Source organism: Sphingobacterium sp. UBA7249 (genome assembly GCF_002472835.1).
Classification (GTDB): Bacteria; Bacteroidota; Bacteroidia; order Sphingobacteriales; family Sphingobacteriaceae; genus Sphingobacterium; species Sphingobacterium prati.
Genome location: NZ_DKST01000001.1, coordinates 210294 through 225620, shown reverse-complemented (window position 1 = coordinate 225620; position 15327 = coordinate 210294). Strand labels below are relative to the sequence as shown.

Sequence of the window (15327 nt, the reverse complement as noted above, 5' to 3'; positions counted from 1 at the left end):
ATGTTGAAAGTATATAAAAAACAATTAATATGGGCGACAATGGCCTGTATTGTATCAATCTCATCGTGTAAAAAGGCCTTGGACTTTTTACCTGAGGATAAATTAGACAGTTCGAAAACGTATAATACGCTGGCAGATGCCGATGCCGCGGTATTGGGCATCTATGGGCAAGTGGCGACTTTGGGTGATCGCTATGTCATTCTGAATGAATTACGGGCCGATTTGATCGATGTCACGGCGAATGCGAATCCCTATTTGCAGCAGATCTCCAACCATGAAGCCGGAACGGATAATCCCTATGCCGATCCGACAGCTTTCTACCAGATTATTTTCAATTGCAACGATGCATTGAAAAATTTCAAGATTATGGAGAGCAGCGGTAAATTGAGTAATGCGGATTTCAATCAGCGCTATTCGGACATCGCAGTTTTACGCGCTTGGTTGTATTTGCAATTGGGGATGCATTTTGGAAATGTACCCTATGTGAAAACAACGATTGATGATGTCAAGCAGATCAAAGCGTTGGAAAGTTATCCAAAAACCAATTTTGACAATTTGATCGACTCCTTGATTCAGGATACCAAAGACTTACCTTATATGGAAGCCTATGCTTATCCGACAGGATCGAGCTTGGTGTTTACAACAGATGGGGCCAATACCCAACGGGTATTTGTCAATAAGTCGCATGTATTGGGGGAACTCTACTTGTGGAAAGGTGACTATTATCAGGCCGCCTACTGGTATAAAAAGATTCTTTCGGCCGAAGATAACAATACGGATATTGAGTATTTGTACAATGGAAATCGGATTGGTCCCTACAATTTTACCGTAAATTTTGCTCGGGCGCAAGAGGGTTCGTCGCTTGTTAACTCGGTCTCAGAAGGCTGGCGCAGTATGTTTGCGCTACCCAATACCAACAAAATTTGGAATTCGGAGTGGAACTGGTCGATACCGTATAGTAATTCTTTCGCGCCGGGTAATCCTTTTATCGCGTTGTTTTCCAAAACGGGGAAATACGAGTTACGACCATCCCAAAAAATTATGGATGAATGGAATTCGCAGACGAATAGCAACGGTATTCCTTGGGATCCCAGGGGGAAGTTATCGTACGAAATTGCCGCTGATGGTGAGCCTGTAATCACAAAGTTTACCGATAATTCGACTGACGTCTTAAACCTGCTCAACAAAGGCGGCCGATGGAATATCAATCGTGCAGCAGGCGCACATCTAAGATTTGCCGAAGCTGCCAATCAAGATGGCCAGGGGCGATTGGCATTTGCATTAGCCAATAGGGGATTGATCAGAACCTTCTATTATGGTGCATTTACAAGTTTGGGTACCGTAGCGGCAAGTAGTTTCTTTGAGTTGGAATCGCAGATTACCCATCAAGGTTTTGGTTTGGATCGGGTGACCTACCCCAAATCTTCACCATATTATTTTGATGCACGTGATAATGCCAGTCTTGCCCGCGGTGTCTGGTACCGGAGTATTGGCGTCAGGGGAAGAGCAACAATGCCAGAATGGAAATTTCCCGGTGTCGTTTACACACCGGGGACGGTGAATGGTTATGGTCAAATGATGATGGAGTTTGATGTTCCGAAGCTGGATCTGGAGGATAAACTCATTGAAGAATCCTCGTACGAATTAGCATTCGAAGGCGAGCGTTGGTCTGACTTAACCCGTATTGCACGCCGCCGTAACGATCCAGCATTTTTAGCAGATAAAGTCTACGAAAAACTCTTGAAAGCCAATAACCCGAAGGCGGGAGCTGTGCGCAGCAAATTGATGGATCCCAAAAATTGGTATTTACCATTTAAAATTAAATAGAATTGTTTATCCGTTCTTTCATATCGCCAGCGGTCAAAAGATCAGTTTCGTTACTGCTATTGATCGCTGGCTTTTTTGTGTCGGGAAAGGCACAAGAGACTGGTGATTTTTTTAAGCGGGTACAACAGGCGCAGGGAGTACGTTTGCAGGAAAAACTGTACCTGCATTTGGATAAAAATAGCTATGTCGCCGGCGAGATGATCTGGTTTAAGATCTATTGTACCGTTGGTCTGGAAAACCTATTGTCCAACGGAAGTAAGGTCGCCTATGTCGAATTGATTGGCGCCGATCAGCGAAGAGCAAAACTGATTAAAATACCTTTGTATAATGGCTTAGGTGTGGGTGACATCGCATTACCGGATACCCTGACCGAGGGTAGTTACCGATTACGGGCATATACCAATTGGATGCGGAATGATGAAGCTATTTATTTCTTTGACCGGACTTTGGCAATCGGTAATGGCCGATCTGACCAGGTCTTTACGCAGACGACTTGGCAACCGAATGAACAAGGTGGCCGCTACCAGCTCGAACTGAGGGCCTTTGCGCAAGTGCCGATCGTCAATACGGATGTGAATGTGACATTTACGCAACCGAGTATCGTGGTCAATAAGTCAGGTAGGACAAGTTTTCAGTTCTTTACTTCCGATGAACCGGGAACCTATCGCATTATTGTTGAAGGTTTGGATATGTATGGTAATTTATTTCGGCAGCAAAAAGATATTACAGTAAAACGATGATCCTACATACAAATAGAAAAGAGATGAAGCAATTGGTTCGAAGTCTTGAATTATATATACCATTGGTAATCGCATTATGTTCGGTAAAGATAGGAAAAGCACAGGAGCTGAAATTTGAGATCGCTAAATACCAAGGGAATCGGCAATGTGCCATCAGTTATACCTTTGATGATGGATTACGGGAACATGCGACGATAGTGGTGCCACGCCTAAACCAGCTTGGGCTGACAGCCACCTTCTGGATCAATGGATCTAAAGTGAATACCGATCATGCAGATATAAAAGATACCACTCGGGTGACTTGGGCCGAATTGAAAGCTATGGGAGCGGTGGGGCATGAGATATCGAATCACGGTTGGGCGCATCGCAATATAGCTAAACTTTCGGTCTCCGAAGCAGAATACGAACTGTTGAAAAATGACAGTGCGATTTATGAAAATCTAGGCATATGGCCGAAAACATTTTGTTATCCGGGCAACTCCAAGAACGAGCAGGCGATTGTTTTAGCTTCAAAAAATCGAGTGGCAACGCGCTTATCACAATTTTCGGTTGGGAGCAAGAGTACCGATTTGAATTTGGATAAGCGGGTAGAAAATTTATTGACAACAGGAGAATGGGGGGTGACGATGACACATGGCATTACGTACGGTTATGATCATTTTCTGGATGCGGGGATCTTATGGCGACATTTGGAAAAGGTCGCTCAGATGAAGGATCGAATCTGGATAGCACCTTTTGTACAGGTTGCCGCCTATGTCAAGGAAAGGGATAGCACCACCTTGACTATTGAAAAATTGAAAAAAGGCTATCGTATCGTACCGCATCTGCCGTTAGACAGGAACTTATTTCAGGAAGATTTGACCATGGTGATTCAGGGTGAATCGGCGAAAAGGCCGATCGTCAAACAAGGTGACAAGCTGCTGTATGTGTGGACGGTCAATCGGACTTGGCTGGTCAATTTTTCGCCATGGCAAGAAGTTTATATTGAACTTTAACTGGATTGAAAAGAAAATGAACCTGTTACATTGAAAAAAAATAATGATTACGAAAAGCTCCATTATGGGGCTTTTTAGTTTCTGTAACAGACTGGATACATAGGAGCCTGTAAGTTCAGGATAGTTAGTTTAAAGGGATATCATAACTTCCAGTTACCGATATAAATCACAAATAACAATTTAAACTTCAACCCATGAAAAATATCTTACGATATGGTACCGTAGTAATGGCCCAGTTGGCTTTGACTCAGGTATTATATGCTCAAGAACTGCTGAAGGGAAAAGTTGTTGACGATAAAAGTCAACCTATCAGCGGAGTGACTATCCTTGTCAACGGCAAAGGTAGTGGAACAACGAATCAAAATGGTGAATTTGGTATCGTTGCCAAGCCAGGGGATAAAATTACCTTCACTTCGATAGAATACCTCACTAAAACCCTAAATGTAGCTAACCTCTCGTTTTTACAAGTGAACTTGACACCTAAACAAGAATCGCTTGATGAGGTCGTTGTCATTGGTTATGGTACGCAAAAACAGAAAAATCTGACGGCTCCGGTTTCTAAATTTAAAGCTGAAAATTTGGATGAACGTCCAATAGCCCGTGTTGACCAAGCCTTGATTGGACAAATTGCGGGGGTACGGGTCAAACAATCGACGGGTGTCCCTGGCAAAGGTCTCAGTGTGCAAGTCCGGGGTTCGGGGTCGATCTCCGCAGGTACAGAACCGCTATATGTGGTGGACGGTTTTCCTTTGCAAAATGCGAAAACAAATACATCTGGAGGTTATTCCTCCGGGAATCCATTGGATAATATGAATCCAAATGATATTGAATCGGTCGAAGTATTGAAAGATGCCGCGGCCGCGGCAATTTACGGATCGCGTGCAGGCAATGGTGTTGTGTTGATTACCACCAAACGTGGACGTACCGGCGAAGCAAAACTAAGTTTAAACTCTTACGTGGGTATTTCGTCGCCGTACCGCAAACTGGATATGCTCAATGGAGAAGAATGGATCGATCGCCAAATTGAAATGATCAATGCCCAATGGGTAGCGTCGGGTACAGGCAGATTGGCCAGCCAGAGTAATGAAGAGCGTCGCAAGATATTAGGACTGAAGGAGGGCACCTATAATACTTCATTTATGTATGATGATCGATGGCTGGAGCCGGGACATCCGGGACTTTATATGATTGATTGGCAAGACGAGGCCTATCGTAAGGGAATAACACAGAATTATCAAGTCACCGGTTCGGGTGGGACAGAATATGTCAATTATTATGTTTCGGGGAATTATATGAATCAGCAGGGGATTGTGCATGGCCTGAATTATAAAAATTATACAGCGCGTGCCAATGTGGAGGTGAAGGCCAATAAAAAGCTAAGTTTTGGCTTGAATTTAGCGCCTTCTTATTCCATTGGTAATGATCCAGGTGTCGAGGGAAAAGATAATATCATGCATCAGATTTACTCGATGTCGCCTGTGCAAGATAATCCTGCCGGGACGGTGAATGTACTTGACAATGATAAGTATCCTTGGAGTGTGTCAACTAACGATCCGATTGCTAAATTGAAAAACTATCTGGGCGAAAATAAAATCTCGCGTTTGCTGGGGACTATCTATGGGCAATATCATATCCTGGATCAGTTGACTTTTAAAACAACCGTCAATTTGGATCAAACCGATAGTCGGAGCAATAGGTTTGAACCGTATACGATTGGGGGATCCTTAGCAAATAGGCTTACAAATCCAAATCAGGCAACCTATGGTTCCAACAGTGTATACCGTAGACAGACCTTTGTCAACGAAAATACACTGAACTACACTATCAATGTCGGGAAACATGATATTACGGCTTTGGTAGGGCAGGCCTATAATTTCGACAAATTAGAAACCTCATCGATTACTTCGAAAGACGGGTATATCAATAGTTCCATTAAAACTTTGAATGGTGCTGTGGCTACTGTTGCTTCAACAGGGGCAACACAAAGTGTTTTATTGTCCTATTTCGGTCGTGTCCAATACGCCTTTGATGGAAAGTATCTATTTTCGGCAAGTCTTCGGCGAGACGGCTCTTCCCGCTTTGGTGCCAATACCAAGTGGGGTTTATTCCCTTCTCTTTCATTGGGTTGGCGTCTGTCGGACGAAAATTTTATGAAATCGTTGAGTTTTATCAACGATTTAAAACTGCGGGGTAGTTTTGGTACGGCTGGTAACAATAATATTGACGATTATAAAAGTATTCCCTTGCTGGGAATCTATAACTATGCTGGAAATGATAAGTCTGTTCCGGGGCAAGCACCTAAGAATATTGCGAATCCGGATCTAAAATGGGAAAAATCACGTACTTACGATGTTGGATTGGACTTCGGGCTTTTCGGTTCTCGAGTTGCCGGATCTTTTGATTGGTATACTCGGAAAAGTAGTGACCTTTTGCTGAATGTTCCCGCAATGTATGTAACCGGATTTGGATCTTACTTAAACAATGCGGGCGAACTAAAAAGCAATGGCTGGGATTTGGAAATTACATCGCATAACATGAAAAAAGCGGATTTCTCATGGTCGACATCGTTCAACATCAGTCATAGTGCCAATAAGATAACTAGATTGGATGGCGGTCAGACTGATTTATTGATTCCATCTTCTTTCGATATACAGCATAGTCTCTTACGCGTTGGTGAGCCGCTATATAGTATCTATGTAGTCCAACAGAATGGCGTATTGAGTCAGCAAGATATTGACAATGGAGCTGCATTATTTGGTAATGAGAAAGCCGGAGATCCACGTTATGTCGATGCCAATGGTGATGGTGTGATTGATGCCAATGACCGTGTTATTGTCGGGCACCCCAATCCAGATTATGTTTGGGGTATTACCAATAATTTTAAATACAAAAACTTTGATTTGAGCTTTATGTTCCAAGGGCAAAATGGTGGGCACATTTATTCTTTGTTGGGTAGAGCACTGGGACGTACGGGACAAGGAGCTTCGGACAATGCACTCGGATTCTATCGGGATCGTTGGCGCTCAGCAGAAGATCCGGGCGATGGACGAGTTGGGAAGGCCTATTCGACGTTCGGACGTATTAAAAATACCGATTGGTTGTATTCTTCGGACTATTGGAGACTGCGTAATATAACCTTAGGATATAATATCAAAGATATGAAGTTGGGCAGCCAATCTAAACTCAGTATGGTTCGCCTGTTTATGACTTTGGAGAACTTTTGGGGGAAAGACAAATATGATGGTGGTGTCAATCCTGAGTCGTCCAACACCAATCTGAGCGGAAGCGATACCTATCCAGAAGCTGGAGATTATGGCGGTTTAGCGATTCCGAAGACAATCACCTTTGGTTTAAACGTAAATTTTTAAAATCATGAAAAAACTAACTATATTTTTGTTGCTATTCGGATTGTTTGGGTCCTGTAAAATGGATCTGGATCAACAACCCATTTCAGATGCAACCTCTGAAACTTTTTTTCAGACAACAAATGATTTTGTGCAGGGCGTAAATGCCTTATACAATGGCCTCCAAAAGTACCCGGATCGCTTGATGAATCTTTCCGAAACCCGCTCGGACAATTTATATGCCATCTCGGATGGTGGAGTACGTGATTGGGAAGGGATCAATAGTTTTCATAAGACGATTGCGAGTAATCCCTATGTGCAAGAAGCTTGGTATACGAATTATAATGTGCTTTTTCGCGTAAATAATTTTTTGGAGCAGCTGCAATCCAAAGGTGGGTCTGTGATTACAGATGAGGGATTGCGCAATCGGATGGAGGGTGAAGCCAAGTTTTTGCGTGCTTTTCTATATTTTGATCTGCTGCGTTACTTCGGGAAGGTTCCTTTGATTGATCATGTCGTTTCGGCGCAGGAAGCCAAAACAATTCCGCGCAGTAAAGTCGAAGATATTTATGCGTTAATTATCAGCGATCTCAATAAAGCAGTGGAAACTTTACCGGTGCCAGGTGGGTATGCTGAGGCCGACCGAGGTCATGCCAATAAATATGCCGCAAAGATGTTGTTGGGATTGGTTTATATGACGCGATCAGGACCTACTTTAGGTGTAGAAGGAGCTGGATTGAACAGTAACGAGTGGGGAAAGGCAGTCGAACAATTCAATGACATTATTGCCAGTAACGAGTTTCTCCTATTGGACAAGTATACCGACATATTCGATTATAATAAAGAACGCAACAAGGAAGTTATATTTAATATTGAATATGCTAGTGGAGCGAATCCGATTGTTGGTTCTACTTTTCCTTGGGTATTAGTACCTGACAATTGGTTCAATTCGCTTGGATTGGGCACGCAAGGTGGGCTGACGATTCGACCAGTATCAAATGATTTTATGAGTACTTATGTCGCCGATGATATGCGGAGATCTTTTTGTATCCAAGAGGGATTTGTATACAATAAAGTTGCCGAAAATAGACCTTTCGTTAAAAAATTTGTTGATGTGACGAAAGTACCAGCGAGCCGAACCGATTGGCCCATCAATTACATTGTGTTTCGTTATACAGATCTATTGCTATTAAAAGCGGAATGTGTATTGAATGGTGCTTCTGGTTCTACAACGACGGATGTGGATGCGGTTGTTAATCAAATTCGAAAACGCGCTGGATTGACAACAGAGTTAGCGAATGTAACTAAATCTCAGCTGATGGACGAACGGAGACGGGAGTTTATTGGTGAGGGACTGCGTTGGTTTGATCTTATCCGTAATGGTACGGTAGAATCTGTCATGAAGGCTTGGATTACGAAAGAGGACGTGGCAAAGCAGATGTCAGATTTTCACGTAAATTATGTGTTATACCCCGTGCCACAGTCCGAACTCGACAATAGCCCGGGCTTGTATACACAGAATCCCGGATATTAATATTTGAATGAATTGCATCGCCCTTAGTATTTAAGGGCGATTTTTTTATTTTTGGCGCCAGCTAATTACAGGATTGAACAGGATGGTTATTATAAATCATCCTGTTATTTTTAGCCATCATTATAAACCTAAGAGGAATCCTGATTACCATTTTTTTAAGTCAGTCCGATTAAGGAATTAACGAAAAAAAACGTAAAGCTTTTTCGTTAATTCAGTACGATGAAAAAGGATTTTCACTACCGAAGATCAACAAGAGGAAAAAATAAAATAATACCTAAATAATACTTTAATGATAAACTATTTAACAATTGGGTTTGATCATCATGTAAAGAAGTACACTTTTTTGCTGTTAATGGCGATGCTGTGCACCTTGAATTTATTTGCTCAAACAACAAGGACTGGAAAGGTTAGCGATGAAAAAGGTTCACCTGTTCCAGGTGTGACCGTACAGGTGAAAGGAAAAGCCATGACGGCAAAGACCAATGCCGACGGTTCATTTACGATCAATGCAGCTTCATCTGATGCATTGACATTCAGAAGTCTTGGTTATGAAGCCAAAGAGGTTTCCGTTGGTGGTCAAAATGCCTTCAATGTGGTTCTAGTGCAAAGGGTTGATGTGATGGATGAAGTGGTTGTGGTTGGTTATGGCACCATGAAAAAGAAAGATGTGACGGGCTCGATTGCTAGTGTGGGGGAAAAAGAGCTCAAAGCAATGCCAGTAAAAGATGCGTTGCAGGCGATGCAAGGCAAGGTTGCGGGTGTGGATATTACATCGAATCAACGGCCAGGTACAACCGGTAATATAAGAATTAGGGGGGTACGGTCCATCAATGCAGATCAGGGACCACTCTATGTGGTTGATGGGATGGTATTGCAGGCCGGCGGAATTGACAATATCAATCCGAGCGACATAGAAACCATCGATGTTCTAAAAGATGCTTCTGCAACAGCCGTATACGGATCTAGAGGAGCCAATGGTGTGGTATTGGTTACGACCAAACAAGGGAAAAAAGGTCGTTTATTGTTAAATTATGCTGGTACAGCGACATTCGAAAAGATGTATGATGTAACGGAGTATATGGATGCCGCTGAGTGGTTAGATTATGCCCGTCTGGCAAATTTCGGTACTACAACACCTGACTACAAGAAAGATTATGATAAATGGTCTAAAGTCCCAGCCTCTTGGGTTAATATTGCTAAAGGTTGGACCAACAATAATACGGTTTGGGATCCGAGTCTTGTCGGGAATTACGATTGGGCTGATGCTGGACGTAAAAATGCCTTATCGACAGAACATACGTTAAGTGTCTCTGGTGGCGGAGAGAATTCGAAAGGCTATGGTTCATTTGGCTATCTCAAGCAGGATGCAACGCAACCAGGACAAAAATTTAATCGATATACCTCAAAAGTAAGTTTTGAAGCGACTCCGACGAAGTGGTTTACCATGGGCGCTTCACTAAATACCTTTTTCTCCGATCAAGACTATGGATATAATTTTTCTAAGTCCGTAACCGGTGCTGGTGATTATTATTCAGCCTTGCGTAGTATGTTGCCATGGTCGGTACCTTACGATGAAAACGGGAACTACCTTCGTAATCCCGCGGCAGGAGAAGTAAATATTATTAACCCGATTAATGAACTGACAAATAATACCAATCAACGTCAGACGTTCGGGGCCAATGGTAGCTTCTTTAGCCAATTGGATTTTGGCCAAATCTATGCGCCATTGAAAGGGTTGAGATATCGGATACAGTTCGGACCCGAGTTTAGATATTACCGTTTGGGTTTAGCCAATGCAGCCGAAGGAATTAATGGTGACGGCAATAATGCGGTGACCTACTCGACTAATCGGAATCTCTCTTGGACCTTGGATAATTTAATTTACTACGATCGTGACTTCGGAACAGATCATCATTTGGGCGTTACCTTATTACAGAGTTCGTCCAAGTATAATTCTGAATCAAGCAATATGAAAGCGACGGATGTTTACAGTGCAAGAGAATTATGGTATAATATTAACTCTGGTGGCTTGGTCGGCACTTGGGGGACTGGACTAGAGGAAAGACAGATGGAATCCTATATGGTCCGTGCTAATTATAGCTATAAAGACCGTTATATGTTAACTGCCTTTGTGCGTTGGGATGGATCTTCGGTATTGGCACCTGGTCACCAATGGAGCTCATTTCCATCTGTTGCTGCATCATGGCGAATTGACCAAGAAGATTTTATGCAAGATGCTCGATTTATTAATGCATTAAAATTACGGGTAGGCGCAGGGGTTGTTGGCAACGCTGCAATTGGTGCCTATGGTACAAAGGGCGGATTGACGCAAAATTTTTACAATTGGAGTGCAAACAATTCGAGTTCCGGTTATGTCGCATCAGATCCTTCTGCTGCGAACCCTCAAAAAATGGCAAATCCTGAATTGGGTTGGGAACGTACAACCCAATACAATATTGGGGTCGATTATGGATTTTTTAATAATCGTATCAATGGTGCATTGGATTTCTATAAAACGAAAACGAACGATTTATTGTTCGCAATGACTTTAAATCCTGTAACAGGCTATCCGAGTACTTGGGCCAATGTCGGGAAAACCTCCGGTTGGGGGATTGACTTTCAATTGAATACAGTCAATATTAAAAATGACAACTTTCAGTGGAATACGACCTTAACCTGGTCAATGGATAGAAATAAAATTTTGCAATTGAATAATGGACGGACAGAAGATGTTAATAATAAGTTGTTTGTTGGCCAGCAAATATCTGTTCCCTACGATCTGGTTTATGATGGTATTTGGAAGACTTCCGAAGCAGAAGAAGCTAAACAGTACGGTGCTAATCCAGGACAAATTCGTGTAAAGGATATTAGTGGCCCAGACGGTGTTCCTGATGGTAAAATAGATCCAACCTATGACCGACAAATTTTGGGATCTTATCGTCCAAAATGGTCCGGTGGTATTATGAATACATTTACGTACAAAAACTTTGATTTATCGTTCTTTATTTTTTCACGCTGGGGACAGACGATCAATGCCGGAGCAGAAACCTTAGGCGGACGCTTTATGATGCGTAAATTGGATTATTTTATCCCTGGAATCAACGAAGATGCAGAATATTATCAACCGGGATCGAATGGTATTGATGTTGCAGATCCTAAGAATTCTTCCATGAATTACCGTGATGGATCATTTATCAAGTTGCGGAACGTGAGTTTGGGTTATAATTTTCCAAAAGCAAAGTTAGAGCGATTGGGTATCAGTAATTTTAAAGTTTATGCACAGCTAATGAATCCTGCGATGTTGTATTCAAAAGTAGATTTCTTGGATCCGGATCTATCAAGCTACAATAATAATACGACACAAGCAGGCTCGTCTGTTACCATAAGAGGAGCAGTAATCGGAGTCAATATCAGTTTTTAGAGAACGTAAAGTTTAACGTATAAATTCATTTTAATGAAAAATTATAAAATATTAATTGCTTCCATCTTTGGTGCCGCTGGATTGCTGGTATTGAATGGATGTAGCAAAGACTTTTTAAAAGAGGATCAGATTACCATACCAGATACAGAATACTTTAAAACTCAAGCTGGATTGGATGATTTGGCAACAGGAGTTTACTCTAAACTGAAATTTAAGTATAATTATACCTGGGGCATGGCTTTGTTCAATTTGGGTGTGGACGAGTTTACAGACGCAAATAATCCCTCCCCCAGCTTTAATAGTTATAGTATGGACTTAAATCCGACCGAGTCAACCTATGGAGGCGGAAATATCCAACCCGTGTTTGATAATATGTATAGTGGGATCGAATCGGCTAATACCTTGATTCAAAATGTACCCTTATATTATGATAAATCAAATGCCAATTATAACACCCGTCTCGGCGAAGGTTATTTTATGAGGGGCTATTTCTACTTGCAATTGATTGTACAGTTTGGTGGAGTTCCACTCAAATTGACACCAACAACAAAAGTAGAATCCTATTTCACGCGGGCTTCGGAAGATGCCTGTTTTGCACAGGCTATTGCCGATCTTGAGCAGGCCTACACGCTGTTGCCTGCGTCGGCTACCGAATTTGGACGGGTCACCAAATCCGCTGCGGCACATTACATTGCCAAAGCAAGATTGACCCGTGCGAGTGAGTTATACGCGTCCTGGAATGCAAAGTACACTGCAGAAGATTTGGACGCGGTCATTAAATACGGAACTGAAGTTGTTGCAGCGCATCCTTTGGTTGATGATTATGTCAAATTATGGGATTACCAAAAAGCCAATAGTGCCAATGAAAAGGTGTCGGAGGTTGTTCTGTCGGCACAATTCTCGGACGACCAGGCGACCTGGGGACGTTACGGAAATCAGATCCACCTTTATTATCCTGCAGTTTATCAAGATTTAGGTGGAACAAGCCGCGATATCTCCGGTGATCGCGAATTCTCGTACGCGCGTACGACAAATTATACCTTGGATGTCTTTGATCGGGTCAACGACTCCCGTTTTTGGAAGTCCTTTATTACGATGTATGGAGCCAATAATACCGCTAATGCGCCAACATGGACAGCAACAAATGCACTGCTGGGCCCAGAAGGAACCGTTGTGGGGACAAAACGTTTTAAAGGTGGTGAACTAGGGATTAAGTATATTGTGAATAATGCTGGCGATACGCGTTATAAAGCAGTGGCCAGTGATGCGACTGGAGTGCTTAAAAATGGTGTGATGCAAAATACACATACTTTTGTGCGTTATTTCCAGGGAGAACAACAAGCTTGGGTGGGCCAGCATGGAAATAATGGCTACTATGGCGTACAATCACGTTATGTGGCGCTCTCAAAGTTCAGAGACGGTTATCGGGTGAGTATAGCATCTGCCAATGGTACGCGTGATGTTATTATGGCACGTTCGGCCGAAGATGTATTGATGGTGGCCGAAGCGTATATCCGTAAGGGGGAAGGTCAGTACGCCAATGCAATACAATGGATTAATAAATTACGTAATCGGGCCGGTTATAAAAATGGTGAAGACCGTGCGAAGCATGTCGACGGCGGACAAGCTTACAAGAATAATTCGTATGCCGTCGGCAAAGGAGGTGGCTTTTCGGCTGAGGGTGCAATTTATTGGGAAGGAAACTCCTACTATGAATCCAATAACGATATGGCCAAGACAACAGCTTCATCCGAATCACAAATGCTGATTAATTCGGTCGCTGATATTTATAATTCGAAAGTCGATGCTCCGATCTATGAGAAATTGGGTGCGGCAAGCAATGCGCAGAAAATGATGGCTTTCCTATTGAATGAACGTACACGGGAATTATGTGGTGAACTCTACCGATGGGAAGATTTGGCACGTACCAAAACATTGGAGGCCAGGTGGAAAGCGTTTAATGATGGTTATGTACGAGGAAATACAGCCTTCAGTCCGAATACACATTACTATCGACCGATTCCGCAGTCTTTCTTGGATGCAACGACCAGTGAAAGTGGTGCTGCATTGACACCAGCAGAAAAACAAGCTATGCAAAATCCAGGCTATTAATTTAGTGAATATAATAAACGTGAATCTACCTGTTCTGTACTAGAATGGGTAGTTTTTTTTTACATACCTATGTAACCTTTATAAATATTGGCTTGCAATCGGTTGCAGGATAGCGCAGGATAGGTGGCTTGACTCGTTTTATTATCTTACGGCTTGATTCGTGTAAACATTTCGGATCTATTTAAACCAAATTGTAAATCAACGGAAGGGAATGTTCAAATGGATAGAAGAGTCTTCTTAAAGTCAAATGCATTTTTGTGGATGACAACCTTGCTCCCCTTAGGTACATGGGGTCAAAAAGGTAGGATAGAGTCGCCCTATTTCAAATTGAAACCGATTGGTCGGTCATTACAATTAAAGGATTATTTTATTTGGTGTTCATCACCGATTTGGGGCGAGGATGGGAAAGTCCATCTTTTTTATTCGCGTTGGCGAAAGGAAAAAGGAATGGGGGGCTGGATCAAAGGTTCTGAAATAGCCCATGCTATTGCCGATTCTCCCTACGAAGCATTCAAACATAAGGATATTGTTCTACAACCTCGGGAGGGTTTTTGGGATAGTACGACTTGCCACAATCCGCTTATAAAGAAAATAGCGGATACCTATTATCTCTTTTATATGGGAAATTCCAATGGAAAGACAGATACGAAAAGGATAGGAGTGGCAACATCGAAAAGCTTGGATGGGCCTTGGAAACGGAGTGATCATCCGATCTTATTGCCCGGACCAGAAGGAGCGTGGGATGACCACTGCACCACAAATCCAGCATTCTTAAAAGGCGATGATGGTAAATTTTGGCTGTATTATAAATCTTGGAATACAGCTGAATACTTACGTGATAAAGGTCCTGTCAGGGGAAATCGAAAATATGGGTTGGCCAAAGCAGATCACCCTTTGGGACCATATCTAAAAGTATCGGAATCTCCAGTGATTGATTTTTCGGATCGGCCCAATAATGCCCAGCTTGAAGACGCGTTCGTCTGGAAACGAGACGGAAAGTATTGCTTAATCGCAAGGGATATGGGGTTTTATAATCATGAATATGGCCTAATCTTAACATCATCAGATGGGTTGAAATGGTCCGGACCGAAAGTAGCGTATTTAAATTTAGCTGAATATGTTCAGGAACCGCCACCACCGGCAAATTTGAAACGGTTTGGTCGACTGGAACGGCCCATGATTTTAATGGATAAAATAACAGATAAACCTCGTTTCCTATTTGGAGCAACCCAAGGTGGTGTAGCTGGGACCTCGACAACTTTTGTTTTTGAGATCGTGTGAGGAATATGCCATCGTCATGCTTAGTTTGAGAAACGAACTGCAAATTTGTGCTCTGTATGCTGAAGACGGATGC

At 42.5% G+C, this 15327-nt stretch carries 8 protein-coding genes; all 8 read left to right on the top strand.

Translation table 11 applies throughout. The annotated features are described in order from the left end of the window. The 8 genes from B4A24_RS00835 to B4A24_RS00800 all read left to right on the top strand — a co-directional run bounded on the left by B4A24_RS00835 (nt 1) and on the right by B4A24_RS00800 (nt 15254). On the top strand, nt 1-1827 hold the full coding sequence (locus tag B4A24_RS00835; protein WP_293941400.1) for a RagB/SusD family nutrient uptake outer membrane protein: 1827 nt from the start codon (nt 1-3) through the stop codon (nt 1825-1827). A gap of 2 nt (nt 1828-1829) precedes the next feature. Then, nucleotides 1830-2567, top strand: a complete 738-nt coding sequence (locus B4A24_RS00830) for a hypothetical protein (RefSeq protein ID WP_293941397.1) — start codon at nt 1830-1832, stop codon at nt 2565-2567. Next, entirely contained in the window at nt 2564-3562 is a 999-nt protein-coding gene (locus tag B4A24_RS00825) for a polysaccharide deacetylase family protein (RefSeq protein WP_293941394.1), read from the top strand. Before B4A24_RS00830 ends, B4A24_RS00825 begins: the two co-directional genes overlap by 4 nt. A 194-nt stretch (nt 3563-3756) precedes the next feature. Continuing rightward, a complete protein-coding gene (locus tag B4A24_RS00820; protein ID WP_293941391.1) occupies nt 3757-6930 on the top strand; it encodes a SusC/RagA family TonB-linked outer membrane protein in 3174 nt (1057 codons plus the stop codon). A gap of 4 nt (nt 6931-6934) precedes the next feature. Next, on the top strand, nt 6935-8440 hold the full coding sequence (locus B4A24_RS00815) for a RagB/SusD family nutrient uptake outer membrane protein (RefSeq protein ID WP_293941388.1): 1506 nt from the start codon (nt 6935-6937) through the stop codon (nt 8438-8440). A gap of 289 nt (nt 8441-8729) precedes the next feature. Beyond that, entirely contained in the window at nt 8730-11861 is a 3132-nt protein-coding gene (locus B4A24_RS00810; RefSeq protein WP_293941385.1) for a SusC/RagA family TonB-linked outer membrane protein, read from the top strand. Nucleotides 11862-11894: 33 nt separating this feature from the next. Next, complete coding sequence (locus tag B4A24_RS00805; RefSeq protein WP_293941381.1) at nt 11895-13973, top strand: RagB/SusD family nutrient uptake outer membrane protein; 2079 nt, start codon at nt 11895-11897, stop codon at nt 13971-13973. Between the two features lie 219 nt (nt 13974-14192). Continuing rightward, nucleotides 14193-15254: a glycoside hydrolase family protein gene (locus B4A24_RS00800; RefSeq protein ID WP_293941378.1), complete on the top strand. Its 1062-nt coding sequence runs from the start codon at nt 14193-14195 to the stop codon at nt 15252-15254. Nucleotides 15255-15327 lie beyond the last annotated feature (73 nt).

Coding starts and splice junctions, on each gene's coding strand:
- B4A24_RS00825 (WP_293941394.1), top strand. CDS start 2,564: ATGATCCTACATACAAATAGAAAAGAGATGAAGCAATTGGTTCGAAGT.
- B4A24_RS00820 (WP_293941391.1), top strand. CDS start 3,757: ATGAAAAATATCTTACGATATGGTACCGTAGTAATGGCCCAGTTGGCT.
- B4A24_RS00835 (WP_293941400.1), top strand. CDS start 1: ATGTTGAAAGTATATAAAAAACAATTAATATGGGCGACAATGGCCTGT.
- B4A24_RS00810 (WP_293941385.1), top strand. CDS start 8,730: ATGATAAACTATTTAACAATTGGGTTTGATCATCATGTAAAGAAGTAC.
- B4A24_RS00800 (WP_293941378.1), top strand. CDS start 14,193: ATGGATAGAAGAGTCTTCTTAAAGTCAAATGCATTTTTGTGGATGACA.
- B4A24_RS00805 (WP_293941381.1), top strand. CDS start 11,895: ATGAAAAATTATAAAATATTAATTGCTTCCATCTTTGGTGCCGCTGGA.
- B4A24_RS00815 (WP_293941388.1), top strand. CDS start 6,935: ATGAAAAAACTAACTATATTTTTGTTGCTATTCGGATTGTTTGGGTCC.